The sequence below is a fragment of the Ochrobactrum sp. Marseille-Q0166 genome (assembly GCF_014397025.1).
Lineage (GTDB): Bacteria > Pseudomonadota > Alphaproteobacteria > Rhizobiales > Rhizobiaceae > Brucella.
The window spans coordinates 2,047,528-2,073,146 of the sequence record NZ_JACJUO010000001.1 but is presented as its reverse complement, the minus strand read 5'-3'; the positions used below and the strand labels follow the sequence as shown (position 1 = coordinate 2,073,146).

The window sequence follows — 25,619 nt, the reverse complement described above, 5'->3', positions numbered from 1 at the left end:
GGCCCGGTGAGTTTGAGGTTGTTAAAGTTAATGTCTCTGGTGGAAAAAAACGCAGTTTCCGAGGATGCATTCGCTCTTTCAGAGGCGACTGCACGGGATTATCTCGTCCTGTTGAAACCTCGCGTCATGTCGCTTGTGGTGTTTACTGGTCTTGTCGGTCTTGTGCTTGCACCCGGTCATATGAATCCGGTTCTTGCTGCGATCAGCATTCTTTGTATTGCGGTTGGTGCTGGCGCATCAGGCGCCCTCAATATGTGGTATGACGCTGATATTGACGCGATCATGAAGCGCACGAAAAAGCGTCCGATCCCGGCAGGGCTGATTGCCCCCAACCAGGTTCTCGCTTTTGGCCTCACGCTTTCGGCTTTCTCTGTGCTGACACTGGGGCTGATGGTCAACTGGCTGTCCGCCGCTTTGCTGGCGTTCACCATATTTTTCTATGCCGTGATTTATTCGATGTGGCTCAAGCGTTCCACGCCGCAAAACATCGTTATTGGTGGCGCTGCCGGGGCTTTCCCCCCGATGATCGGCTGGGCTTCGGCGACGGGCGAAGTGACTTGGGACAGTGTGGTCCTGTTTATGATCATCTTCCTTTGGACACCGCCACACTTCTGGGCGCTGTCACTGTTTTCGAGAAGTGATTATGAGGCCGCGCGCATCCCGATGATGCCGAATGTTAAGGGTGAATTGTCCACGCGCCGTCAGGCGATGTTCTACGCGGTTATCATGGCGCCGGTGGGTGTGCTGCCCTATCTTATGGGCTTTGCAGGTGTCACCTATGGCGTGATCTCGACACTGCTTGGATTGGCCTTTGTTTATTACACATTGCGCATGTGGATGGCGGATAGCGAAACGCAGATGCTTCTCGCAGCGCGGAAACTGTTTCGCTTCTCGTTGATCTATCTTTCAGTGATTTTTGCCGTTCTGCTCTTTGAAGCTCTGGCGATAAAGTTGCTGAATGGCTTTGGTATTCTCTGAGGAGACAGAATGGAGAGCGTCGTGACAGAAAAGACGGGGCAGAACCTGCCTACAGAAAAACTGGAACTGATTGTTCCGACGCCTTCGCAGAAAAAAGCGCAGCGCAATCGCTCGATTGGTCTGGCGATTGCGCTGCTGTTATTCGTGGTGCTTGTTTATATCGGCACGGTCGCCAAACTCGGCGCCAATATTTTTGCAAGGTCGATTTGATCGACCCTGACTGATCGACTGTTATTCGTTTTCGGGAGGAGAAAATGGTTCAACAGCATGAGAGTGACGAAAAGCAGAAGAAACTGAACCGGTCCAACCGGACGATAGCGATTGCCTGTGTTTCTTTTTTCGTCTGCATGATTGGTGCGGCCTACGCTTCTGTCCCACTTTATCGTATTTTTTGTCAGGTCACTGGCTATGGTGGTACAACGCAGCGTGTCGAGCAATATTCGGATACGGTCCTCGACCGGACAGTCAAAGTGCGTTTTGATGCCAATACGTCGAATGCCTTGCCTTGGGATTTCAAGCCAGCGCAGCGCGAAGTAACTGTTCGCATTGGTGAGACAAAAATGGTCAAATATGATGCGCGTAATCTGTTTGATGAAACGACATACGGACGCGCAAGCTTCAATGTGGCGCCGGGCAGGGCAGGTGCCTATTTCAACAAAGTTGAGTGTTTCTGCTTTACCGATACGACGCTGCAGCCGGGTGAAAGCATGGAAATGCCGGTTGTTTTTTTCGTTGATCCTGAGATCGTCAACGACCCTGATCTGAAGGATGTGAAGACAATTACCTTGTCCTATACATTCTTCCCGATTGATAAGCCGAAGCCTGTTGCAAATGCAAAAGTGGCTCCGACTGGCAATAGCGGAAGCTGACAAGATAGAATGTTTGCGGCACATAATGCCGCAAAGACAAACAAGTAGCACGGCTTTATGTTGTGTGGAGAAGGGAACTGCCTGATCGCGCCATAGGCGGACAGGCTGGAATGCATGAGAGAGGGCCCTCACGGGTCGCATGGGGAGAGACATGGCGAACGTTCACGAGAAGAATCACGATTATCACATTCTTGCACCCAGTCCCTGGCCGTTTCTGAGTTCGGTTGGCGCATTTGTTTTGGCCATTGGCGGTATTGCTTGGATGCGATACATCAATGCGGGCGATCTTCCTTTCTTCGGCTTAAATCTGGCAACGCCTTGGCTCTTCTTTATCGGCCTCGCAATTGTTCTTTACTGCATGTATGCATGGTGGTCAGACGCAATCCGCGAAGGCCGCGAAGGTCATCATACCCGCGTGGTCGCGCTGCATCTTCGCTATGGCATGATTATGTTCATTGCCTCCGAAGTCATGTTCTTTGCGGCATGGTTCTGGGCGTTCTTTGACGTCAGCCTGTTCCCGAATGAAGTCCATCAGGTTCTGCGTGCTGAGTTCACCGGCGGTCAGTGGCCTCCAAAGGGTCTTGAAGTTCTCGACCCACTGCATTTGCCACTCTACAACACAGTCATCCTGCTGTTATCCGGCACGACGCTAACATGGGCGCACCATGCGCTGCTGCATAAAGATCGTACGGGAATGATCATCGGCCTGATCCTGACGGTAGCGCTGGGTATTTTGTTCTCCTTCGTGCAGTTCTTTGAATATGCGCATGCGCCTTTCGAGTTCAAAGACTCGATTTATGGGTCAACCTTCTTCATGGCTACCGGTTTTCATGGCTTCCATGTCATCGTGGGCACGATCTTCCTGCTGGTGATCTTGTTCAGAGCCATGAAGGGTGATTTCACGCCGGAGCGCCATTTTGGTTTTGAAGCGGCGGCCTGGTACTGGCACTTCGTGGACGTGGTTTGGCTGTTCCTGTTCTGCGCTATTTATGTTTGGGGCAGCTGGGGCGCGCCAATGCACGGCGGCTAATCAGCGATTTGAGCGGAATGAGGGGCAGCCTTGGAAACTCGGCTGTCCCTCATTCTTTTTGTTTGGGAGGATTTCATGCCAGACCATAATCTGTATCAGCCTGTCGATCCCATAAAGAGCGGGGTGATGGGACATTGCCCACGCTGCGGTGAGGGGAAGCTGTTTAAGGGATTTCTCACCGTCGCACCGCGTTGCAGCGTCTGTGGTCTCGATTATACATTTGCCGATTCAGGCGATGGTCCGGCAGCTTTTGTCATTCTGATTATAGGATTTATTGTCGTCGGTGCCGCTCTTTGGCTCGAGGTCAATTACGGGCCACCCCTCTGGTTGCATTTCCTGCTGTGGGTGCCATTGGCGATTATCTTAAGCCTTGTTGCCATGCGCAGCATCAAGGGTATTTTGATTAACCTGCAATATCGAAACAAAGCGGCACAGGGCCGTCTGGATGATGGCGAATGAACGAGGCAAAAAAGCCGCAACGGTTTCCATGGGGCGTGCTGGTCGCATCTCTTGTTGCGTTCATCATTCTGCTGGGTTTGGGAACGTGGCAGGTCGAGCGGCTTCATTGGAAAGAAGCGCTGCTGGCATCGACGCAACAGCGTGTGCATGAAACGCCATTACCCTTGGCAGAGATGGAGAAAATCTATCATGACGAGGGGACAGTCGAATATCGTCCTGTAACCGTTTCAGGCACTTTCATGCACCAGGGAGAGCGGCATTTTCTGGCTACCTATCAGGGGCAGCCGGGCTTTAACGTCTATACGCCTTTGATGCTGGAAGACGGCCGCTTCATACTGATTAATCGTGGTTTTGTGCCATACGAGAAAAAAGACCAGCAAACGCGTCTTGATGGTCAACTCGATGGACCAGTGACAATAAACGGTTTGGCACGTGATCCGCTGCACAGCAAACCGAGCTATTTCCTGCCGGATAATGATACGGATAAAAATATTTTCTATTGGAAAGACTGGTCTGCCATGGCCGAAAGCGCGGATATTCCGTCGTTAGATGAAGCGGTGCCTTTCTTTATCGACGCTGATAATACGCCGAATTTTGGCGGCCTGCCGATCGGCGGGATCACGATTATCGATTTTCCAAACAATCATCTTCAATATGCTGTGACGTGGTATGGTCTCGCTTTGGCCCTGTTAGGGGTTGTCGTGGCGTGGTTCTGGCGGTATCGAAAGGCTACGAAGACTTGACACGGGCCACTTTGAAGCCCAACTCCGGCTTTATATAAATTGCGCCTCACGCCGAACTCTGCGAGCACGCTATATGATCGATAACCGTCCCCCTCTGGAAATCCGCCTTTGCGGCCCGCGTGGTTTTTGCGCTGGTGTTGACCGGGCTATCCAGATCGTCGTGCTGGCTTTGAAGAAATACGGGGCGCCGGTCTACGTGCGCCATGAGATTGTTCATAATCGCTACGTCGTTGAGGGTTTGCAGTCTCGCGGTGCGATTTTCGTCGAAGAGCTCGATGAAATTCCTGCAGAGCATCGCGATCAGCCCGTGGTTTTCTCTGCACATGGGGTGCCGAAATCCGTGCCCGCGGATGCAGAAGCCAAGAACCTCTTCTATCTTGATGCGACATGCCCACTGGTTTCCAAAGTGCATAAACAGGCGATGCGTCATCAACGTCTTGGCCGGCACGTCATTTTGATCGGGCATTCCGGCCACCCTGAAGTGATTGGCACAATGGGGCAGTTGCCGGAAGGGACAGTCACGCTCATCGAGACGGTAGAAGATGCCCGGGCTATTGAATTTTCTGACCCGGACAATTTGGGTTTTGTGACCCAGACCACGCTTTCGGTGGATGATACAGCCGGTATCATCGTTGAGCTGCAACAGCGTTTTCCAAATCTGACGGCACCGGCCGCAGAATCGATCTGCTATGCCACGACAAACCGACAGGAAGCCGTGCGCCATGCCGCCCCCGGTTGTGATCTGTTCCTGATCGTCGGTGCGCCGAACTCCTCAAATTCCAAGCGCCTTGTTGAAGTGGCGGAAAAGGCTGGTGCTGGCGTATCGATGCTGGTTCAGCGGGCATCGGATATTGAGTGGGACAAGGTGGGCGATATTTCTGTTGTCGGACTTTCTGCCGGAGCTTCTGCGCCTGAAATCATCGTCGATGAAATCATGGATGCTTTCAAGGCACGGTTCGATGTGAGGATCGAACTGGCGGAAACAACCGTTGAAACCGAAAACTTCCTTGTGAATCGTGAAATCCGCGATGTGGAATTGACCGTTCGGGATATGGCATTCGTCAACGGCGAAAACCGGGTGGTCGGGATACCTAAATTAGAGCGCATCCCGAAAAGTGTGTAGCGGTTTTCGAATAAGATGCGCGATAGAAACAAGCGCATCCCGAAAAGTGTGTAGCGGTTTTCGGATAAGATGCGCGATAGAAACAAGCGCATCCCAAAGAGTGTGTAGCGGCTTTGGGATGAGATGCGCATGGTGAATATGGGGAAATAAGCGGCATGGCCGTCTATACAGACATTAATGAAATCGAGCTGGGTGCTTTTCTTGAGCAATATGACATCGGTGCTCTGACTTCTTATAAAGGCATTGCGGAAGGTGTCGAGAACACCAACTATCTCCTGCACACGACGACAGGGTCTTTTATTCTCACGCTTTACGAGAAGCGCGTGAACCGTGAAGATCTGCCATTTTTCCTCAATTTGATGCAGCATCTTGCCAAACGTGGTCTGGAATGCCCCCAGCCGGTTGTGCGCCGTGATGGTGCGATGATCGGAGAACTCGCAGGACGTCCGGCGGCAATCGTGACCTTCCTTGAAGGTATGTGGATGCGCAAGCCGACTGTTGCCCATTGCGAAGAGGTTGGTCGGGGGCTCGCCGAAATGCATCTGGCTGGCGAAGATTTCGATATGCGCCGCCGCAATGGTCTAACGTTGCCCGATTGGCGTCCATTGTGGAACCTGTCGAAAGAGCGCGCTGACGGTGTTGAGCCGGGGCTGGTTTCAGAAGCTGAACGTGATCTCGATTATCTCGAAAAGAATTGGCCATCAGGACTGCCGGAGGGCGTCATTCATGCCGACCTTTTTCAGGATAACGTGTTTTTCTTGGGCGATCGTCTGTCAGGTTTCATCGACTTCTATTTCGCCTGCACCGATATTCTCGCCTATGATGTGGCGGTGTGTCTGAATGCATGGTGCTTTGAGAAAGACTTTTCCTTCAATCTGACGAAGGGAGCTGCACTGTTGCGCGGCTACAATTCGGTTCGCCCACTTTCCGCCGCGGAAATCGATGCGCTGCCTGTGTTGGCACGCGGTGCTGCTGTTCGTTTCATGTTGACCCGTCTTTATGACTGGCTGACCGTACCAGACGGCAGCTTTGTTATGAAAAAAGACCCGATGGAATATGTGCGCCGCATGCGTTTTCACCGCCAGGTCAGGTCGGCAAGCGAATATGGCCTTGAATTGAACGGGGCTGACGCGTGAAGCATATCGAAGCTTTCACCGATGGCGCATGTTCCGGAAATCCAGGCCCGGGTGGTTGGGGTGCTATCGTCCGTTGGAACGGCCATGTAAAAGAGTTGAAAGGCGGCGAAGCCGACACCACCAACAATCGCATGGAGCTTATGGCTGCGATTTCGGCACTGTCCGCGCTGAAAGAGCCATGCGAAGTCGATTTATATACCGATAGCGTTTATGTGCGTGATGGTATTTCCGGCTGGATTGAGGGCTGGAAACGCAACGGCTGGAAAACCGCAGCCAAGAAGCCGGTGAAGAACGCCGAGCTCTGGCAGGCACTGGATGAGGCGCGAAAGCCGCATAAGGTGACATGGCACTGGATCAAAGGCCATGCGGGTCACCCCGAGAATGAACGCGCTGATGAACTTGCCCGTGCCGGTATGGAACCATTCAAGTACAACGGTCACAAGTCACTTCAGGTTAAGTAATTATCTTCCGATCGACGGACATGAAAAAGCCGCGCTGAAATTCAGCGCGGCTTTTTTTGATGAGATTACTTCTTCAAGACGATTTCCGAAGGATCCTTCAGTCTTCCGGCAAGCGAGAATGCCAGCACGGACGACACGAGCAGCACGCCCCCCACGATGAACATCGGCATTTCATACAGGCCGGTAGCATCTTTTACGAGGCCGGTAATATAGGGGGCTGCAAAGCCCGCAATGTTGCCGATTGTATTGATGAGTGCGATGCCCGCCGCTGCTGCCGGACCGCTCAGGAAGCGGGATGGAATAGCCCAGAAGTTAGGCAGGGCCGAGAAGATCGCGCAGGCGGTGATCGTGATCATCAGGATCGTTGTGGCCGGCGATGGCATGAAAAGGGCTGCTGGAATGGCGAAAGCGCCAACAAGTGCCGGAATGCCGATATGCCAGGGGCGTACACCGCGCTTTGCTGCATCGCGGCTCCAGAAATACAGAGCGATAGCTGCAGGCAGGTAAGGAATGGCGGTAATCAGACCCTTATCATACACGTTAAACTTCGTGTTGAATTCCTGTTCGAAGCCATTGATGATTGATGGCAAGAAGAAAGCGAGCGCATAAAGACCATAGACCAGCCCGAAATACACTATCGACAGAAGCCATACGCGCTTGTCGAAAAGTGCAAGACCCGTCATGCGGCCATGTGCGCTTTCCTTGATCTTTTCTTCCTGTGCCAAGGCGCCGTTAAGCCAGTCACGTTCCTCCTTATTGAGCCATTTGGCATCGTTTGGCGTGTCTGGCAGATAGAAATAGGTGATGATACCAACCAAAATCGCCGGAACAGCGACGCCAAAGAACATGATGCGCCAGCCTTCAAGACCAAATGCGCCGTGCATGTCGATCAGCGTTGCGGCGATTGGTGCGCCAATGACGATAGTCAAAGGCTGCGCAAGGTAAAACAGTGCCAGAATCTTGTTGCGATGGCGTGACGGCACCCACATCGACAGGAACAGGATGGCGCCAGGGAAGAAGCCGGCTTCAGCAATACCAAGCAGGAAGCGCAGAATGTAGAGTTCAGTAGAGCTGGAAACCCATGTGAACAGCAGCGCCACGATACCCCATGTCACCATGATGCGGGCAAGCCATTTGCGCGCGCCAAATTTATGCAACGCAAGATTGCTTGGCACTTCAAGAATGATGTAGCCGACAAAGAAGATACCGGCTGCAAAACCGAACTGCGCAGCAGTCAGCGCGAGGTCGGTTGTCATCCCGTTCGGACCCGCAAAGGAAATTGCGGTACGATCCAGGAAGTTGATGAAGAACATCAGCGCGATGAATGGAACCAGCCGGATCGAAATTTTCGATATGGCCGACTTTTCAGCGGGCGTCATTTCGTGAGATTTTTGCTGCATTGCAGTTCCTCCCTGCTTGCACATTAAAAGAAGCGAAGGAGCTTGAAGGCATGAATATCAAAAGATATTGCTGATTCCGTCGGCAACTGCGCTTTTAAATAGGCAGATAGCTAAAGATTGCGACATGCCGCCGCAAGCGATTTAATATCAGCCGATTGTGATATAATCTCACAGGTATGCTCAGATGCTAACGAGGGTTCCCATGCGACCACTTCCTTCCTTGAATGCACTCAAGGCTTTTGAGGCTGTTGCACGTCATCGCTCGATGACAAGAGCTGCCGAGGAGTTATGCGTAACGCATGGAGCGGTTAGTCGTCAGATAAGATCTTTGGAGGATTCACTTGGTGTATTGTTGCTTACACGCAATGCGCGATTGAGTGATCCGACACCCGAAGGTGCCCGGCTGGCTGAAGGATTGGCCAGCGCATTTTCAATCATCGAGGGTAGTATCGAGCGTGTAAAGCCGGGCCCGCTGACACTTTCCTGCTCCTCGTCCATTATGATGGAGTGGATCATTCCGCGAATTGGGCGATTCCACGATAGTCACCCGAATATCGAGTTGCAGTTCAATATGAACTATGACCGAATTGATTTTATGCGTGACAAGATCGGTATAGCGATCCGTTCCAGCGTCATCGAGCCACCTGCGGACGCCGTTATCCGCGATATGGGACGCGAGGAGATTGGTCTTGTTTGCGCGCCATCATATTTGGCAGAATGCCCCTTGAATGATCCGAGCGATTTCGCACAGGTCTCAGTGCTTGCCACGCATACAAGGCTGGAGGCTTTTGCGGATTGGCAGAAAGCAGCTCGGGCAGACTTTCCGGTTCCGGAGCCGAAGTCCACATTTCATCATTTCTATTTGCTGATTCAGGCTGTGCTGTGTGGATTGGGCGTTGCTGTGGTTCCGCATATGCTCGTTGCTGAGCACATCGCATCAGGTCGTCTCGTTGCGCCTTTCGGCTTTTGCCCGGGGCCGCGCCGGATGCTGCTGTGGATCGCGCCACACAGAGCCGGTCAACCCGATTCGCTCGCCCTTGAAAAGTGGCTGACACGAGAAATGCGCGCCCTGCCGAAAAAGCAGGGCCCATCATGAAGAATATCCCGAAAAGCGTAAAATGCCTTTCGGGACATGCGTTAGATTAGAGCTGTTCGATCAGCGTTGCAGCGCCTGAGGTGACAGCTTGCCCAGCCTGTTCCTCAATGTTGAGGGTTTTGACAACACCGTCTTCAACGATTGCCGAGTAGCGCTTTGAACGAATACCGAGGCCGCCCGCAGTCGCATCAAGCTCAAGACCAATTTCTTTCGTAAAGATAGCCGAGCCATCAGCAAGAAACGTGATCTTGCCTTCGCCGCCGGTGCTCTGTGCCCACGCGCCCATGACGAAAGGATCGTTGACTGATACAACAACGATCTCATCCACACCCTTGGAAAGAATTGTGTCGCGATTTTCAAGATAACCTGGCAGGTGATTGAGGTTGCAGGTCGGTGTGAAAGCGCCGGGAACTGCGAAAAGAACAACTTTTTTGCCTGCGAAGACTTCGTCAGTCGTTACTTCTTTAACGCCATCCGCAGTCTTTACCTTGAAGGTTGCTGCGGGGAGCTTGTCACCAACTTTGATCGTCATTTTTTTCTCCTGAAGGTAAGCTTCTGCCGTCACGGCTCACCTGTATGAATGGCTGAACTTCTTCTGCCTTTGCTCGAAGCATGGCAATCACACTTAAGCCGATAACGACGATTTTCACAAATTCAATTTCCGAATTGCCAAAGCTAATCAAGCTGGATCTGCCCGGAAACCGCTTTACCATTCTGCACAAGCGTATAGTCAATGAGCGTGTCTTCTTTGGCTTCACCGTGAAGCATTGCCGTGAAATGCGACTGCCCTTCAGGCTTTGGTTCGGAAAGATTAAGCTGCTCACTTCCAACAAACAATTGGGCAGGTGCTGTGGTGTCCGGGAGTGCAAGTTCGAAAATAGCTTTGTTCTCTCTCCGTTTTGCGCTTTTCACACCGAAATCTGAGGATGCCGGTGCGGGTAGGCGGTCAAAGGCTGTTTCGATAATTGTGCGCGTCGCGACAGCCTGCGGTGATTGGTCTTCAGCCTCGTTCAACGGGAAGTCAAACTCCGCCTGCACCGGGATGCAGATTTTGTCACAAACACCGAGAAAAACGTGACCTTTCAGGCGGTCTTCTCCCGGCTTGGCTGTGAATGTCAGAGGCAACGACACAGGCTGCTTGTAACCAATGCCGCCCTCATCGCCCGCCCCAAAATAGACGGGAGCCGGGTAATCGATATGTGCAGCGGCATTGCTTTCAATATTGATCTGCGGCGGCACGCCTGCATCGCCCGGATTCCGCCAATAGGTTTTCCATCCCGGATTGAGATTGATCTGCAATGCGCCGCGCTGGCTCGTGCCAGACTTCTTATCTTCAAGAACAATGCGCACTTTTCCGCCGGGCGTTTCTATCCAGTCGGATGTAGCTGCCTGGGCGTCCATGACGGCGCAAAGCAGCAGCGGAAGAGTAACGAAAGCAAGTGATCTCATAAAGTAAGATTGCTTGAAAAAGATGGTCCTATCAAGGCTCAGTTCATGCTGGCATATTTTGGTTCAGATTTTTACCATGAGATTGAAAATCACCATCATAAAGATCATTGAACCCAAAGCGATATGCATGAGCAAAGCGATGTTGGAGACAACACGCAATTGTGCAAAATCATCAAAATTGTCGGCGATTTCCTGTGGTGGGATTGCGTTGTGCCAAAGGAACAGGGCAAACCGATAATTGCCTCGCGGCATGGTGAAAATATAATAAAGATCAGACACATCACCGATGGTCTTTGTCATTGTTGAGCTCTGTCTGATGAAATCAATTAGAGGAGACAATTTTGACTGTGCATATAGAGAGTAAACTATGAAAATAAGGGCTAAAGACAGTATTATATAAATCTGCATCGAAGCTATAAATCTCTGTTAATAATTAGATTTCTTGCGGGCAATATTTCTACATTATCCTTTCTGAAATCAAGCGGCATTTACCACGCCAAAAAACTTCGTGCAATTTTCATTGTCATTTGACGCAGTCTTGCTACCTTGATCTTTATGACCATTCTCAGAAAGCCAAATCAGGAGCAGGGGTTCTTAAACGGGCAGTTCCTGCTTGCCATGCCCGGCATGAATGACGAGCGTTTTGCCCGCGCTGTTATCTACATTTGTGCACATTCTGAGGAAGGTGCCATGGGCTTCATCATCAATCAGCTTCAGCCGCTGGGTTTTCCTGATCTCCTGCGTCAGCTTGGTATCATTGAAGGTGAAGACTTGGTAATGCTGCCCAAACGCGCGCAACAGATTATGGTACGCAATGGCGGGCCAGTGGATCGCACGCGTGGATTCGTTCTGCATAGTGATGACTATATGGCCGACTCGACCATGCCAGTTACCGAAAATATTTGTTTGACGGCGACAGTTGATATTCTGCATGCGATCTATAGTGGAAATGGACCATCGCAGGCTTTGTTGACTCTGGGCTATTCAGGCTGGGCGCCGGGGCAACTTGATATGGAATTCGCAGAAAATGGCTGGCTTGCGTGTCCTGCACCTATGGATATGCTCTTCGACAGTGATATTACGGGAAAATATGAGCGTCTGATGGTGCGTATGGGCATTGACATGACACGGCTCGTTTCCGAAGCCGGTCACGCCTGAAGAACATTTTTAAGAGTTAAGCCGCCGCAGCGTCCTGTTGTTCTCGCACAATACGTGTCGCGTCATCGCGGCTGGCCGGTTCACCAAACATGAAGCTTTGAACGTATTCGCAACCCATTTGACGCAGTTGCAAGGCATCATTTTCGTTATCGACACCCTCTGTCACAACTGCCAGACCAAGATCATGCGCCATGCTGACGATGGAGCGCAAAAGCGTTGTTTTCTGCGGCTGATCACCCTTAACGAAAGAGCGGTCGATCTTGATGATATCGAACGGGAAGCGTGTCAGATATGCCAATGATGAATAGCCGGTGCCAAAATCATCAAGTGATAGGCCGACACCCATGGTTTTCAGACGAGCGAGCACATGAGCGGACTGTTCCGGGTTTTCCATCAGCACAGATTCCGTCAGTTCCAACTTCAGGCTGCCGGGAGTGAGATGAATACGTGAAAGAACCGAACGAACATCATTGATGAGGTCCTGCCGGATCAACTGCGTGCTTGATAGGTTGACCGAAACAAACAGGTTTAGCTTCGGAAACTGTTCTTGCCACGCATAGAGGTCTTCAGCCGCCCGCTGAATGGCGAACAGTCCAAGTTGCACAATAAGGCCGGAGCTTTCTGCAATCGGAATGAACTCAGATGGAGAAATGGCGCCACGGCGTGGATGCTCCCAACGCATCAGGGCTTCAAAACCTGCAATCGTCCCTTCATCCAGACGCACGATCGGCTGATAGACCAGACTGATCTCATCGCGTTCAAGCGCACGGCGAAGATCGGATTCAAGCTGTAGCTTGTCGCTGCCGATAGCGCGGAAAGCAGGACGGAATGGTTCGATACGGTCGCCACCGAAGCGTTTGGCCTGATGCATTGCAAGTTCCGCATCTTTGACAAAGTCTTCCGCTGAAGCAGCAGTCTTTGTCCATGTAATCAGACCGATAGAAGCTGTCAGCACGATCTCGCGCTTTGCATAGGCAATGGGCGAGCGAACAGCCTGGCGCAAAGCTTCGGCAAAAGCCGCTATGCGTCCTGGATCGCTTTCAGATGCAAGCAATAAACCAAACTGATCCGACGACAGGCGGGAAAGTGTATCTTGCGGCTTCATCAGGCGTGACAGGCGGCGGGAGATGGTGAGCAGAATCGTATCACCTGCCGACATGCCAAGACTGTCATTGACCTGTTTGAAACGGTCGATATCAATAATGAACACGGTCGGGTGCAGATTGCTTTCACCACGGGCCATGTTCATAAGATTGCTGAGACGATCAAGAAACAGCTCGCGATTGGGCAGGCCTGTCAGATTGTCATGAACCGCATCATGAAGCAGGCGCTCTTCGGCTTTTTTCTGCTCGGTAACATTGATCAGAGTCCCCACACAACGAACAATCTCGCCATTGGAGCCGATGACGGGGCGGGCGCGTAGCGCATACCAGTGATAATGGCCGTCATTGGCGCGCAGCCGGAAAATCTGCCCGATACGGCCACGCCGGTTTTCCAGAATGGCATCGAGCGTCGAGCGGAAGCGGTCGCGGTCATCGGCATGCATGGCAGGCAACCAGTTGCGCACAGGACCTTGCAGCGAACTTGCCGTATTGCCAAGATAATTTGCAATGTCAGGTGTGGTGACAACACGATCACGTGGTACATCCCAGTCCCACACGATGTCGCCTGCACCAATGACAGCAAGCGCCTGACGTTCCATATCCGAAAGCAATCCTTGTTGCAGCGCGCCGCCTGAGAAGGCATGCTGCATCACAGTAAAGCCGATAAGCAGGACAATCAGTACCAGACCGCCGCCAAGGGCTGGCTGGATGATGTCATTATCGAGCTGGCCCGATACCGTCATCCATGCGCCGAGCAGCCATATCAGCGTCAACAGCCAGGCTGGAATGAGCATCACCGCTCGGTCGTAGCCTTTGATCGTTAAGTAGCCGATGATGAAGATTCCCGATATGACTGTTAATGCCAGCGACATACGCGCTATGCCGGAGGCTACGGGCGGATCAAAAACAGCCACGCCGGCAAGCGCTAAAAGTCCGAGCACCCATGTGACCGCGCCATAACTGAAATGATCATGCCAGCGATTGAGGTTCAGATAGGTGAACAGGAAAATCACCAAAGAGGCGGCGAGGGCGACTTCGGTACCAGCGCGCCAGACCTGCTCATTTCCGGGCGTGATTTCCATGAGCTTATTCCAAAAGCCGAAATCCACGCAGATATAAGCAAGAACCGCCCATGCGAGCGCCGCCGTTGCCGGAAAGAGCGATGTGCCTTTCACAACAAAAAGAATGGTCAGGAACAGTGCCAAAAGGCCGGAAATGCCGAGCAGAATACCGCGGTAAAGCGTGTAAGAGTTGACGGCGTCCTTATAAGCTTCAGGTTCCCATAGATAAAGCTGAGGAAGATTATGTGATGAAAGCTGGGCAACGAAGGTGATTACGGTGCCAGGATTAAGGGTGATGCTGAAAACATCTGCATCTTGGCTTGGCTGTCGGTCCAGCGTAAAGCCCTCACTGGGCGTGATCGATGAAATGCGCGAGGAACCAAGATCAGGCCAGATGACACCTGACCCCACGAGGCGGAAATGCGGAGCGACAATCAGCCGGTCAATTTGTTGATCGGTCGGATTGGCAATGGAAAATGCTGCCCAGTCGCCGGAGGCATTGGAGTTTGGATCAGCCTGAACCTCAATGCGGCGAACGATTCCGTCGGCCCCCGGTGCAGTCGAAACCTGAACACTCTCACCTTGATTGCGCAGCAGCTCAACAGCGCGCGAAAGATCGAGAGCGGTATCTTCCTTGGATATTTTTATGGGTTCAACGGCCTGAGAAGGGATTGCCGAACAGGTCACAATGACGACTAGCGCTAGACAGCGAAGAAAAGTTGCAAAAAACCTGTTTTTTAAACCATTCACGAGTATTCAACCTTGCCATTGATCATGCGTAAATCGCTTTCTATCAGGGCAAACAACAGGTGGTCCTGCCAAAAGCCATTGATCTTGAGATAAGAGCGCAACAGTCCTTCTCTCTGAAATCCGGCTTTTTCGAGAAGCCGTATGGAACGAATATTATGGGGAATACAGGCAGCTTCAATTCTGTGCAACCTCAGTTCATTGAATGCAAAGGGTATAACCAAAGATAAGGCTTCAGTCATATAGCCTTTGCCAGCAGACGATACGCTGCTCCAATAGCCGATCATGCCGTTTTGTCCGACACCGCGCCGAATATTGCCCAGCGTTATTCCGCCGAGAAGCCGATTATCCTTGCTGTCAAAAATAAAAAAAGGATAGCCGGTACCATCGGATATCTCTTCCTGCACACGGCGCAATCGATGACGGAAGGCGCTTTTTGTTAGATCATCATCGGCCCAGGTTGGTTCCCACGGAGTGAGGAACGCCCGGCTTTGCTCTCTGACATTGGCCCAGGCCGCAAAATCACTCGGCAACGGCTCGCGCAAATAAACGCGCTTGCCGCGAAGAAGTGTCGGATTGCTGCGCCGGAATGGCAGGCCGATCATGTTGGTTCTCGTGTTGTTAGCGGAAGAGAAAAGGCTACTTGGAGAATATCCAACAATGTTGCATGAATTCTCCGATAAACTAAAGCCTGTTCCTTGATCCGCTAAACGGCAATTTTCCTGCTATGCGTACTGGTGGAAAGAGCATCTGTCAGCCCTTCAAAGCTCATGAGACGTCCAATAGGGCCCACGCCTGCAATTGTCGGCTTGCTGTCAAGGAACATACGTCCTGCCAGATCGCTCAATCGTTGTGGCGTGATCAAGGATAGGCGCTCCATCAGCTCGCTGTTCGCAACAGGGCGACCATAGAGAAGAAATTGACGTGCGATTTGACCGGCACGGCTTGCAGCACTTTCCTGCGACATCAAAAGGCTCGCACTATATTGCGCACGCGCACGATTGACTTCCTCTATATCGATGGACTCTGCTGCTTTATGCAGCTCCTGAATAATCACCGGAAGCAACTCGACCAGCTCGTCTTTGCCAGTTGCGGCATGAATTCCGAACAGACCGGTATCTGAAAAACCCCAATGAAACGCATAGACTGAATAGCACAGACCGCGTTTTTCGCGCACTTCCTGAAAAAGGCGTGAGGACATCCCGCCGCCGAGGATCATCGATAGAAGCTGCGAGGCATAGAAGTCTCTGACATGATAGGCGCGGCCTTCAAAGCCGATCAGCACTTGTGCATCCATCAATTCGCGATCTTCGCGGAAATCGCCGCCGACATAGGTCGCAAGATCAAGGGTTGGCGCCGTATTATGGGCGCGGAAACCGCCCAAACGCTTTTCCACTTCCTTCACGAATTCATCATGGTCAATGCCACCAGCAGCCGTCACGACCATACGGTCGGCACTATATTGTTCGTCCATATATTGACGAAGGTCAGCTGAAGTGAACGACATGACGGTTTCAGGCTCGCCTAAAATCGCACGTCCGATAGGCTGATGGCGATAGGCCGCTTCGGTGAAACGGTCAAACACAATATCATCAGGCGTATCGTGTGCCGCGCCGATTTCTTGCATAATGACCTGCTTTTCACGCTCAAGCTCGGCTTCATCGAACTTGGATGCGGTCAGAATGTCGGCGAGAATATCGATTGCCAAAGGCATATCGTTGCGCAGCACACGCGCATAATAGGACGTTGTTTCGACACTCGTGGCCGCGTTGATTTCACCACCGACATTTTCAATGTCAGAGGCAATCTGCCAGGCAGAGCGTTTTTCAGTGCCCTTGAAGGCCATATGTTCCAGCAGGTGAGCAATGCCATGGCGGTTTGGGGCTTCGTTTCTTGCGCCCGCTTTTACCCAGATACCCAACGCGACGCTTTCCACATGCGCCATGTTATCTGTAACAATGGTCAAGCCATTGGAAAGACGCGTTACTTCAACACCCATATGCAAAATGCTCCCATAATCCCGTTCGGGTTCCCGTTCTTAATTCCTGAGCAAGATTTAAACTTACGCCCGAGAATGACGGCGAAGGTAATCTTCCACGATTTTCAGGTCGTTGTGAAGAACTGTGAAATTTTCTTTTCGGTCCATCAGGTCCGAAAGCCATGCCGGCAGCTCTGGCGTCACGCCACTTGCAGCCTTGACTGCATCAGGGAATTTGGCCGGATGTGCGGTTGCGAGAACAACCATTGGCGCATTGCCGGACACTTTTTCGCGAGCGACCTTAACAGCGATCGCGGAATGTGGGTCCAGAAGGTAGCCATCCGTATCCAGAACCGACTTGATGGTTGCGGCCGTTTCTTTCACAGTTGCGCGGCCCGCTGCGAACTCACCGCGAATGGTGGAAAGCGGCTTTTCGGAGATGGTAAAACCACCCGATTGCTTCATGCTGTCCATTAAACCCCGCACCGCGCTTGCATCACGATCATGGGCTTCAAATAACAAACGTTCAAAGTTCGATGAAATCTGGATGTCCATCGACGGTGATGTTGTTTGCTCCACGCCACGCATTTCATAGGCGCCACTTTCCAGTGTGCGAGCCAGAATGTCGTTATCATTTGTCGCTATGATGAGCTGATCAATTGGCAGTCCCATCTTCTTGGCTACATAGCCTGCAAAAATGTCACCAAAGTTACCAGTTGGAACGGTGAACGAGACTGCACGATCAGGTGCGCCAAGGCTTAGTGCCGCCGTGAAGTAATAAACAACCTGAGACATGATGCGTCCCCAGTTGATCGAATTCACGCCTGACAATGAAATGCTATCGCGGAATGCGAGATCGTTGAACATGCCCTTCACCAGATTCTGGCAGTCATCGAAATTGCCTTCGATGGAAAGAGCATGAACATTCGAGAAGCCCGAGCTGGTCATCTGACGCTGCTGAACAGGCGAAACACGACCGTTCGGGAACAGGATGAAAATATCGGTATTTTCGCGGCCACCAAAAGCTTCAATAGCTGCGCCGCCCGTGTCACCGGAGGTGGCGCCCACAATCGTCGCGCGTTCGCCGCGCTGTGCCAGAACATAGTCCATCATTCGTGCCAGAAGCTGCATGGCGACATCTTTGAACGCCAGCGTCGGGCCATGGAAAAGCTCAAGCACATACTCATTCGAGCCCGTCTGAACCAGTGGGCAAACTGCATCGTGACGGAAGGATCCGTAAGCTTCGCGCACCATACGCTCAAAGTCTGCCTGCGGAATTTCGTCATTGACGAAGGGCGTCAGTACAGCCAGTGCGATATCCACATAGGATTTTCCCCGAAGGTTCCGGATCTGGGCAGCGGTGAATTGTGGATATTCCTGCGGGAGATAGAGGCCGCCATCACGGGCAAGTCCGGCGAGCAAAGCATCGCTGAATCCCAGAACTGGGGCTTCGCCGCGTGTGCTGATATATTTCATCTCAAAGGCCTTCATTTCGGGTAGAAGCAGATTTTTAGCCGAGAATGCAATAAAGCTTCCCTAAAAAAGCCGCAAGAATTAATGCATCTTTTGATGGATGGGGTTGCTCTTAGGGATAAAAAACGGGAAAACACCCTCACGCTATGCACCGCGTAGTGGTATAGAACAGTCGATCAATGCAGGGAAGTCTGGTTTATGCATAAAGCATCACAGAATCGTTCATCATTGTTTCCAGTCGTTGCAACGGTTTTGCTCACAGCTCTTGCAGGCTGTACCACCAGTGGCACACAGAATGCGGCAGATGGTGGACAACCACGTGTCAAGGCGTCCGACCTTATGGCTTTTTGCCCAAGTGTCTCGCTTCGTGAAGGTACAGCTTATTTCAGCACCTACGAAAAGGGTGGTGATAAAGATGCGAGTCGTGTGATTTATCAGGCATCACTGACAGATACGACGCGTGATTGCCAGCATGGCGGCGGTACGATTACCCTTGATGTTGCTGCAGCCGGTAAAGTCGTGCCTGGCCCCAAATATAAGAGTGGCACTATCACGATGCCGATCCGCGTTGCTGTTGTTCAGGGTGGAAGCGTAATCTATTCCAAGCTCCACAAGCAGACTGTCAACGTCAGCAATGGCGGTGGAGCAACGCAATTTGTATTTAACGACAAGGGAATTTCAATCCCGACTGAAAGCGCACGCAGCGTGCAGATTTTCGTCGGGTTCGATGAAGGCCCATACAATACAAAGTAATGGGTTGCGAAATATTGCATCTTGAAAGCGGCTTTTGAATTGATCTCTGGCCGCTTTTTTATGAACTTCGCACAATATAAATTTGCTTTTTGTGTATTCATAGATTTCTATAGTTATTATAAAAAAACAGATTATTCCGTTTACATTGTCGATTTTTTCGAATTAATGTTCATCTTTATGATGAGTGATATTTTTTGGTTTTAGTCGATTTTAATTAAGGCGGTTTTGATGGGGTTAAAACGCAGCGTATTTTTTTCGCCTGTACCCTATGTAATTTGTATAATGTTATTACTTGGCGCCATTACAGGAAAATGGGCTGGGGATCAGTTTCGCCTTTACGATGAAGAGAAAGACATGGACGCCTATATGACGGTGCTCATGACCCAGGCTAATCGCATTGTGGTTTCGGCCAAGGAGACCCTGGATAAGGTCAATCAATCTCCCTACGCCCTGTGTTCGGCAGATGATAAACGCTATATGCGTGAGCTGCTTTTTGCGGGATATCATGTCAAAGACATTGGTCGTCTTAAAAACGATATGCTGCAATGTTCTACATTGTTGAACGATGTCGTTACGTCAAAACCCAGAAGTAAGGAAGATGTGCTCCTTAAAGACGGTGAGTATGTTTATCAGGACAGAGAACTTATAACATCGGGCAGTCATGGTCCGATTTTTGGTAAAAATTCTGGTAATCTTGTTTTAAGTGCATTGGCCTTCGACGCTGTGCACGTTCCGCAATATGATTTCGCAGTTTTCATGACGAACGCTGATCACACACAGTTTGCCAAGCTTTACAGTAACCCTTCTACTTTTCCTGAAAATATCCAGAACAGCTTTGTTCCAACGAAAAGCATGCAATCTGTTGGCATAACGGATGGTGTTTTAGGGCAAAAGGCATGTGACGATGAAACGGGAGTCTGCATTGCCATCGCCACGTCTGAAAGCTGGTCTAATTATACAGACGAGTTGTTGCCATTTGTATTTACAAGCTTGGGCTTGCTCGTCGGTGGTGGTGTTGCGATTGGCTGGACCTACTATCGCAACCGAGACCGTTCATTGACCTCATTACTTAAGAAAGCCCTACAAGCAAATGAGCTAACGCTTGTTTATCAACCTATCGTCAGTCTTGGTAATGAGAAAATCATTGGATTCGAAGCGCTTATCCGATGGGAAATTACCAAAGGCGATTTCGTTCCGCCTGATCTGTTTGTTGCACGCGCCGAGACTGCTGGCATTGGCCACTTGATAACAGCCTATGTACTCGATCATGTTGTTGAAGAAATGGGTGATCTACTTCGACAGCAGCATTCTCTCTACATTAACGTCAATATCACCGCTGGTGATCTACAAAGCCCGAACTTTCTGCAAACGCTCGAAGCTCGGCTGTCTGATGCAAAAATTAAACCTCAACAGATCGGGCTCGAACTGACGGAGCGAACAGCAGTCGACTTCGCCAAGGCCAGCGAGGGCATCAAGCTTTTGCGTGAGAAAGGGCACAAAGTCTATATAGACGATTTTGGTACGGGCTATTCCAGCCTTGCTTATCTTGGTGAATTGCAAGTCGATGCCATCAAAATTGACAAGGCGTTTACGCGAAACGTCGGCGATGAGGCAGGGGCCGTTTCGATCGTTCCGCAAATTATCGCGATGGCTCACCAGCACGGGCTGGGAATTGTGATTGAAGGCATTGAGACTGAAGCGCAGGCTCGGTATCTACGCGATATCTGCAGCAATCTTTTCGGACAGGGCTGGCTATTTGGTAAGCCGATTGACGCAAAGTCGGTTCATTCTCTTGTCGGTTTTTCAAATAAAAAGCGCAGGCGCGCAAAGGGTGCGACAAATCCGAAATAGGTAATCGATGCTCTGATTTTGGAAATAGAAATTTAACTATAGAAGTAATCTCCAATGCTTTATTTAAAAAAAAGGGATTGATGGAAGTGAATTGCAAGAAATTTAGATTAGAAAAACAGTGCATGAGATAGCCAGGTCCAAAATACGGAGGCTTGTTATCTCGCAAACAAGCAACGAGATAACAGGGGCAGAGCGGCATTTTTGCCTGTTCTGAGCTTAGGGCCATGAAGCCAAAATACGAACGCGTTCTTGAACCCACGGAGACTTGGGCGATTTTTGACGTAACGACCGATGAGCCTGCATCAATCGGTGACAGGCTGATGATCGGCTTGAGTGAGCGTGAGTCAGAAGAACTGCTCGCCACGCTGAATGCTCAGGTAAAAAGCAAAAGCAAGCGAAGTGCTGCGTGATGAAGCGTTGCGCGCCCGTTCAGGCGCGCAACACAACTTGTCTGGAAGGGATCGGACCCGTTCAGGCATCCGTCCAGATTGAAAGAGCTTCGATCACGCTGGGCAAGTCCTTATGGCGATGGATGACGGTTTCAGCACCAGCATCTGTCAGCTTGTCGGCGTGGCCCGGATAAGTATGCGCTCCACCCGTAAAACCGATGACGCGCATTCCGGCAGCGCGCGCTGCCTGAATGCCGTGCGCTGAATCCTCAATTACAATCACGTCTGCCGGATCGACACCGAATTGCTTTGCTGCATGCAGGAAGACATCCGGTGCAGGTTTCGGCTTTTTGCTACCAACTTCGCGTGCTGAGAAGATATTTGGTGCAAACAAGTCATAAAGCTCAACGCGCTTGAGCATGATTTCAAGGCGTGCGCTGGTCGAGTTAGAGCAGATGCATTTTGGCAGTTTCAGTGCCGAAACGACTTCGACGATGTCTTCAATAACCTGTACTTCATTTTTCAAGCGTTCATCGAGCAGCTTTTCCGCCTTGTCCAAAAGCGAGGCGGAAATAGGAATGCCCGCTTCGCGCTCAACAGTCAGAAGGATATCCTGCCATGTCAGGCCTGCGAAACGCTCTCCCACTTCTGCGGCTTCAATCGGGTATCCCGCTTCTGTCAGAAGAGCGGCATCGACTTCCGCTGCGATAATTTCTGAGTCCACCAGAACGCCATCACAATCAAAAATAATCAGGGCTGGAGCTGCCATGTCAAAAGCCTTTACTCGGGAGAAAATGGGGTAAGATCACCCACAAAACATTGTCGATGAGCTACAACTTTATGACCCACAGGTCAAACTTCCGCGAAATCGTTATCGGCTTTTCCGGGAACGATGTCGATGCGAAGCCGTTTCTTCTTTCATAGAAGGAGAAACTGATGCGAAAATCTGTTGTGCTGTTCATTCTAGCTATTGCCGTTGTTTTTGCGTTTATTCTTGCAACGCCATATTATTACAGCGTGACGCCGGAAAACCGCGGAACTGAACCCACGACTGATACGTCCAATTAACTTATACCTCGCCGGAAACCTCACGTCTGCGCCGGTCAAGCTCTTCGCTGTAGCGGCGTAACGTGTGCGCTTCACTCAAAAGCCCCAGAACTTTACGGTCTTGCGCATTGTCGACAACGGCAAGTGCTTCTGCTTCCGCGCGATCAAAGCGCACAACGGCTTCTTTCGCGTTCATCTGTGGCAGCAGGAACTCATCCTGATAGCGCAGCAACTCGCGAATACTGCGCTTTTCATCGGTCTTATCGAAGCTTTCCGAATAGGCCTCCGGCACCGGTATCATGCCGACATAATGGCCCTCGCTATCCACTGCTATAACGCGTTGGGTGGAGCCAAGTGGGAAATCATGACGGAATGTTTCGATGTCCGTGTCGATTTGCACGGTCTTGACGTCATGACGCATCATACGATTGACAGTGAGATTGCGAACCCAGCCAATATCATGGGCTGATCGGATAGCTTCACCGCGCAGATGGAACCGCCAAGTTGCAAACGAGTAGCCGAATGTCTTTCTTACCATGAGCGATGATGAGACGACAGCGCCCAGAACTAGCATTGCAAGAGGGAAATCTGCGGTAAGCTCCAGCGCGAGGAAGGTCATCGTTAGGGGGCCGCCAATGATCGCGACTGCCATCGAACTCATCCCAATAACGGCATAGGCTTCTGGTTCCAGCGTTAATGGCAGGACATAGCCGGTCAGGATGGCAAATAGCTTGCCCGTAAGCGCGCCTAGAAACAGCGATGCAAAGAACAGACCACCGCGAAAACCGGAGCCAATAGAGACAGCCGAGGCCAGCGATTTGCTGAAAATCAGCAAGAGCAGGACGGGGATTGTAAGGCTGGCATTCAGATCGAGATGCAGCGCACCGTGGCCTGACGCGAGAACCTGCGGAGAAACAAAGGCTATCATGCCGACAACTGCGCCGCCAATCGCGGGCGCAAATACAGTTGGCACCGCACTCTTGCGTGCAACTCGTTCAACGGTTGTGACGCCACGCATGATCAAAATCGCGATGCCGGCGGTAACAAAGCCGAGCACAAGTGCAGGCAGATAATCGCGCGCGGCAATGCCATCAAGTTGTCCTACGTGAATAACCAGCGGCGCGCCACCAATAGCTTGCGTTACAAGCATTCCAACAATTGCAGCGACAACCACCGGGGCCAGCGTCGCAATTGAATAGACGCCAATAATCAACTCAAATGCGTAAAATGCTCCGGTAAGCGGTGCATTGAAAGCGCTCGCAATTGCTGCCGCAGCTCCACAGCCTACAAGCGTCCGCAGATCGGCACGACGCAGTTTGAGTATGCGTCCTATGCGAGAAGCGAAGCCACTCGAAAGCTGCGTATAGGCTGCCTCCAGCCCGACCGAGGCGCCAAAGCCATTTGCAATAAGATTTTGTCCGACAAGGATGAAACTGTCGGTCAGTGACAGATGGCCGCCATGCAGCGCATTTGCTTCGATAGGGTCAACGATCGGCTTTTTGCGCCAGCGTGCCAGCACCCATATCACGATGCCCATGAGAATGCCGCCAGCAATGGGAGCAAGATAAGCTGTCGGATTTAGCTGCGAGGCTGAGCTTAGTCTTTCTCCATCGGCCAGATCGAACAGCGCATGATGCATCCATTGTGAAATGCCATCAATAGCTGCAACTGCCAGCGCCGAGATAATCCCGATAAGCGCGCCTGCGACGGCAAGCCCTATTTCGCTGCCGCGTACAAGGGCACGCATTCGGAACGGTACAAAAAGAACGCGCAAATACCGGTTATGACGCAACTCGTTGATATTCATGGTCCGCACATCAAAAAAGCAAATCAGTTTCGGTGCGATCATAGGCAAAAACGAATAACCAAGCCTTAGGCATTGCACCGGATTTCACTCGTGAACTGCAATTCGTTGACGGCTTTAATATGGCTGGAAGAAAACTGCGGAACGTTGGGTGGCACTGAAAGCACCGGAAACCCGGGCTTTTCGTGGAAAATTAAGAAAAGGTTTACGATTTCAATTACTTGGCGTTAACCGCATATTTACCCTGTTCAGTAACCATAAGGGCAAGTTTTTAGCGTTCACAGGTAATCGAGTATCCCATGTCCCTAGTACGTCTTGCACATGAGTTGCCTAATGAGGCCCCACGTACCGCCTGGCTCGACTCTATCATCAAGGGTGATTGCGTTGCCGCGTTAGAGCGTCTTCCTGATCATTCGGTGGACGTCATTTTTGCTGATCCTCCGTACAATCTGCAGCTGGGTGGTGATTTGCACCGCCCGGACCAGACCATGGTCAGCGCTGTTGACGATCACTGGGATCAATTTGAAAGCTTTCAGGCCTATGATGCTTTCACCCGTGCGTGGCTGATGGCTTGCCGTCGCGTGCTGAAGCCAAATGGCACCATCTGGGTCATTGGCTCCTATCACAACATTTTCCGCGTTGGCTCACAGCTTCAGGATATTGGCTTCTGGCTGCTCAATGACGTGATCTGGCGCAAAACCAATCCTATGCCAAACTTCCGCGGCCGCCGCTTCCAGAACGCGCATGAAACGCTGATCTGGGCTTCGCGTGATGCCAAGAGCAAGGGGTACACGTTCAATTATGATGCCATGAAAGCAGCAAATGATGATGTGCAGATGCGCTCCGACTGGCTGTTTCCGATTTGCACCGGTTCAGAGCGCCTGAAAGACGAAAATGGTGACAAGGTGCATCCGACACAGAAGCCTGAGGCGTTGCTTGCCCGCATTCTCATGTCGTCAAGCAAACCGGGTGATGTAATCCTTGATCCGTTTTTTGGTTCAGGCACGACGGGGGCTGTTGCAAAGCGTCTTGGCCGCCATTTCGTCGGCATTGAACGCGAACAGGACTATATCGATGCTGCAACTGCACGCATTGCTTCAGTCGAACCTCTCGGCAAAGCAGAATTGACTGTGATGACTGGCAAGCGTGCAGAGCCGCGCGTGGCTTTCACTTCGATCATGGAAGCAGGTCTCCTGCGTCCGGGGACCGTATTGTCGGATGCGCGTCGCCGCTATGCGGCAATTGTGCGTGCAGACGGTACGCTGACCGCTAACGGCGAAGCCGGTTCCATTCATCGCATCGGTGCAAAGGTGCAGGGCTTTGATGCCTGCAATGGCTGGACTTTCTGGCACTATGAAGAAGCGGGTGTACTAAAGCCAATTGATGAGCTGCGCAAAGTCATCCGCGACGAGATGGCCGCAGTCGGCGCATAAAGCCCAAGAAACTACAATCGGACGACCTCCAACAAAGTCTGATAAAAAAGCCCTCGAAGCATTCTGCTCCGAGGGCTT

At 51.3% G+C, this 25,619-nt stretch carries 27 protein-coding genes; 16 read left to right on the top strand and 11 right to left on the bottom strand.

The features are described 5' to 3' along the window. Positions 1 to 30 precede the first annotated feature (30 nt). From cyoE to rnhA, 9 genes are all read left to right on the top strand, one after another. Entirely contained in the window at positions 31 to 978 is a 948-nt protein-coding gene (gene cyoE / locus H5024_RS09925) for a heme o synthase (RefSeq protein ID WP_187545971.1), read from the top strand. Between the two features lie 9 nt (positions 979 to 987). Continuing rightward, a complete protein-coding gene (locus H5024_RS09920; protein WP_187545969.1) occupies positions 988 to 1,188 on the top strand; it encodes a hypothetical protein in 201 nt (66 codons plus the stop codon). A gap of 44 nt (positions 1,189 to 1,232) precedes the next feature. Beyond that, the gene (locus tag H5024_RS09915; RefSeq protein ID WP_187545966.1) at positions 1,233 to 1,847 is read left to right on the top strand and encodes a cytochrome c oxidase assembly protein; all 615 of its coding nucleotides are present in this window, start codon (positions 1,233 to 1,235) and stop codon (positions 1,845 to 1,847) included. A 151-nt stretch (positions 1,848 to 1,998) separates the two neighbouring features. Continuing rightward, positions 1,999 to 2,877, top strand: coding sequence for a cytochrome c oxidase subunit 3 (locus H5024_RS09910; RefSeq protein WP_187545963.1), 879 nt, complete (start codon positions 1,999 to 2,001; stop codon positions 2,875 to 2,877). Between the two features lie 75 nt (positions 2,878 to 2,952). Continuing rightward, positions 2,953 to 3,336: a DUF983 domain-containing protein gene (locus H5024_RS09905; protein WP_187545961.1), complete on the top strand. Its 384-nt coding sequence runs from the start codon at positions 2,953 to 2,955 to the stop codon at positions 3,334 to 3,336. Then, positions 3,333 to 4,079, top strand: a complete 747-nt coding sequence (locus H5024_RS09900; RefSeq protein WP_187545958.1) for an SURF1 family protein — start codon at positions 3,333 to 3,335, stop codon at positions 4,077 to 4,079. Before H5024_RS09905 ends, H5024_RS09900 begins: the two co-directional genes overlap by 4 nt. Before the next feature lie 73 nt (positions 4,080 to 4,152). After that, positions 4,153 to 5,202, top strand: coding sequence for a 4-hydroxy-3-methylbut-2-enyl diphosphate reductase (ispH, locus tag H5024_RS09895; RefSeq protein ID WP_187545955.1), 1,050 nt, complete (start codon positions 4,153 to 4,155; stop codon positions 5,200 to 5,202). 155 nt (positions 5,203 to 5,357) lie between these two features. Then, positions 5,358 to 6,338 (top strand): homoserine kinase, encoded by a 981-nt coding sequence (locus H5024_RS09890; RefSeq protein ID WP_187545953.1) that lies wholly within the window; start codon positions 5,358 to 5,360, stop codon positions 6,336 to 6,338. Beyond that, a complete protein-coding gene (gene rnhA, locus H5024_RS09885) occupies positions 6,335 to 6,799 on the top strand; it encodes a ribonuclease HI (protein WP_187545951.1) in 465 nt (154 codons plus the stop codon). The genes H5024_RS09890 and rnhA overlap by 4 nt, the downstream gene beginning before the upstream one ends. Positions 6,800 to 6,864: 65 nt before the next feature. On the opposite strand, the gene H5024_RS09880 is transcribed toward rnhA, so the two are convergent. Next, positions 6,865 to 8,199: an MFS transporter gene (locus H5024_RS09880; RefSeq protein ID WP_187545948.1), complete on the bottom strand. Its 1,335-nt coding sequence runs from the start codon at positions 8,197 to 8,199 to the stop codon at positions 6,865 to 6,867. 202 nt (positions 8,200 to 8,401) lie between these two features. On the opposite strand from H5024_RS09880, the gene H5024_RS09875 reads away from it, so the two are divergent. Then, entirely contained in the window at positions 8,402 to 9,295 is an 894-nt protein-coding gene (locus tag H5024_RS09875) for a LysR substrate-binding domain-containing protein (protein WP_187545946.1), read from the top strand. Positions 9,296 to 9,341: 46 nt separating this feature from the next. Here H5024_RS09875 and H5024_RS09870 read toward each other — a convergent pair whose 3' ends face one another. The 4 genes from H5024_RS09870 to H5024_RS09855 form a co-directional block, all read right to left on the bottom strand. After that, on the bottom strand, positions 9,342 to 9,827 hold the full coding sequence (locus H5024_RS09870; protein WP_187545943.1) for a peroxiredoxin: 486 nt from the start codon (positions 9,825 to 9,827) through the stop codon (positions 9,342 to 9,344). Further along, the gene (locus tag H5024_RS09865; RefSeq protein ID WP_187545941.1) at positions 9,808 to 9,978 is read right to left on the bottom strand and encodes a hypothetical protein; all 171 of its coding nucleotides are present in this window, start codon (positions 9,976 to 9,978) and stop codon (positions 9,808 to 9,810) included. Before H5024_RS09865 ends, H5024_RS09870 begins: the two co-directional genes overlap by 20 nt. Next, positions 9,971 to 10,744 carry a protein-disulfide reductase DsbD domain-containing protein gene (locus H5024_RS09860; RefSeq protein ID WP_187545938.1) on the bottom strand — a complete coding sequence of 258 codons (774 nt, stop codon included), beginning with the start codon at positions 10,742 to 10,744 and terminating at the stop codon, positions 9,971 to 9,973. Before H5024_RS09860 ends, H5024_RS09865 begins: the two co-directional genes overlap by 8 nt. Before the next feature lie 63 nt (positions 10,745 to 10,807). Continuing rightward, entirely contained in the window at positions 10,808 to 11,044 is a 237-nt protein-coding gene (locus H5024_RS09855; protein ID WP_187545936.1) for a hypothetical protein, read from the bottom strand. A gap of 255 nt (positions 11,045 to 11,299) precedes the next feature. Between H5024_RS09855 and H5024_RS09850 the strand changes: the two genes are divergently transcribed. Beyond that, a complete protein-coding gene (locus H5024_RS09850; protein ID WP_187545933.1) occupies positions 11,300 to 11,902 on the top strand; it encodes a YqgE/AlgH family protein in 603 nt (200 codons plus the stop codon). A 16-nt stretch (positions 11,903 to 11,918) separates the two neighbouring features. On the opposite strand, the gene H5024_RS09845 is transcribed toward H5024_RS09850, so the two are convergent. The 4 genes from H5024_RS09845 to thrC all read right to left on the bottom strand — a co-directional run bounded on the left by H5024_RS09845 (position 11,919) and on the right by thrC (position 18,267). Then, a complete protein-coding gene (locus H5024_RS09845) occupies positions 11,919 to 14,816 on the bottom strand; it encodes a sensor domain-containing phosphodiesterase (RefSeq protein ID WP_187545931.1) in 2,898 nt (965 codons plus the stop codon). Next, complete coding sequence (locus H5024_RS09840; RefSeq protein ID WP_187545929.1) at positions 14,813 to 15,418, bottom strand: GNAT family protein; 606 nt, start codon at positions 15,416 to 15,418, stop codon at positions 14,813 to 14,815. Before H5024_RS09840 ends, H5024_RS09845 begins: the two co-directional genes overlap by 4 nt. A gap of 101 nt (positions 15,419 to 15,519) precedes the next feature. Beyond that, entirely contained in the window at positions 15,520 to 16,812 is a 1,293-nt protein-coding gene (locus H5024_RS09835) for a pitrilysin family protein (protein ID WP_187545927.1), read from the bottom strand. A 63-nt stretch (positions 16,813 to 16,875) separates the two neighbouring features. Beyond that, positions 16,876 to 18,267 (bottom strand): threonine synthase, encoded by a 1,392-nt coding sequence (gene thrC, locus H5024_RS09830; protein ID WP_187545924.1) that lies wholly within the window; start codon positions 18,265 to 18,267, stop codon positions 16,876 to 16,878. 195 nt (positions 18,268 to 18,462) lie between these two features. Between thrC and H5024_RS09825 the strand changes: the two genes are divergently transcribed. The 3 genes from H5024_RS09825 to H5024_RS09815 all read left to right on the top strand — a co-directional run bounded on the left by H5024_RS09825 (position 18,463) and on the right by H5024_RS09815 (position 21,278). Continuing rightward, entirely contained in the window at positions 18,463 to 19,017 is a 555-nt protein-coding gene (locus tag H5024_RS09825) for a hypothetical protein (protein WP_187545922.1), read from the top strand. A gap of 228 nt (positions 19,018 to 19,245) precedes the next feature. After that, positions 19,246 to 20,868 (top strand): EAL domain-containing protein, encoded by a 1,623-nt coding sequence (locus H5024_RS09820; protein ID WP_187545920.1) that lies wholly within the window; start codon positions 19,246 to 19,248, stop codon positions 20,866 to 20,868. Positions 20,869 to 21,092: 224 nt separating this feature from the next. After that, positions 21,093 to 21,278 (top strand): hypothetical protein, encoded by a 186-nt coding sequence (locus tag H5024_RS09815; protein ID WP_187545917.1) that lies wholly within the window; start codon positions 21,093 to 21,095, stop codon positions 21,276 to 21,278. 61 nt (positions 21,279 to 21,339) lie between these two features. Here the strand turns inward: H5024_RS09815 and H5024_RS09810 are convergent, their stop codons facing one another. Then, positions 21,340 to 22,026, bottom strand: coding sequence for an HAD family phosphatase (locus H5024_RS09810; protein WP_187545915.1), 687 nt, complete (start codon positions 22,024 to 22,026; stop codon positions 21,340 to 21,342). 167 nt (positions 22,027 to 22,193) lie between these two features. Here H5024_RS09810 and H5024_RS21505 point away from each other — a divergent pair, with 167 nt between their 5' ends. After that, positions 22,194 to 22,325, top strand: coding sequence for a hypothetical protein (locus tag H5024_RS21505; RefSeq protein ID WP_282186036.1), 132 nt, complete (start codon positions 22,194 to 22,196; stop codon positions 22,323 to 22,325). Between the two features lies 1 nt (position 22,326). On the opposite strand, the gene H5024_RS09805 is transcribed toward H5024_RS21505, so the two are convergent. Continuing rightward, the gene (locus H5024_RS09805; protein WP_187545913.1) at positions 22,327 to 24,111 is read right to left on the bottom strand and encodes a chloride channel protein; all 1,785 of its coding nucleotides are present in this window, start codon (positions 24,109 to 24,111) and stop codon (positions 22,327 to 22,329) included. Between the two features lie 296 nt (positions 24,112 to 24,407). On the opposite strand from H5024_RS09805, the gene H5024_RS09800 reads away from it, so the two are divergent. Next, entirely contained in the window at positions 24,408 to 25,541 is a 1,134-nt protein-coding gene (locus H5024_RS09800; protein WP_187545910.1) for a site-specific DNA-methyltransferase, read from the top strand. Positions 25,542 to 25,619: the final 78 nt, after the last annotated feature.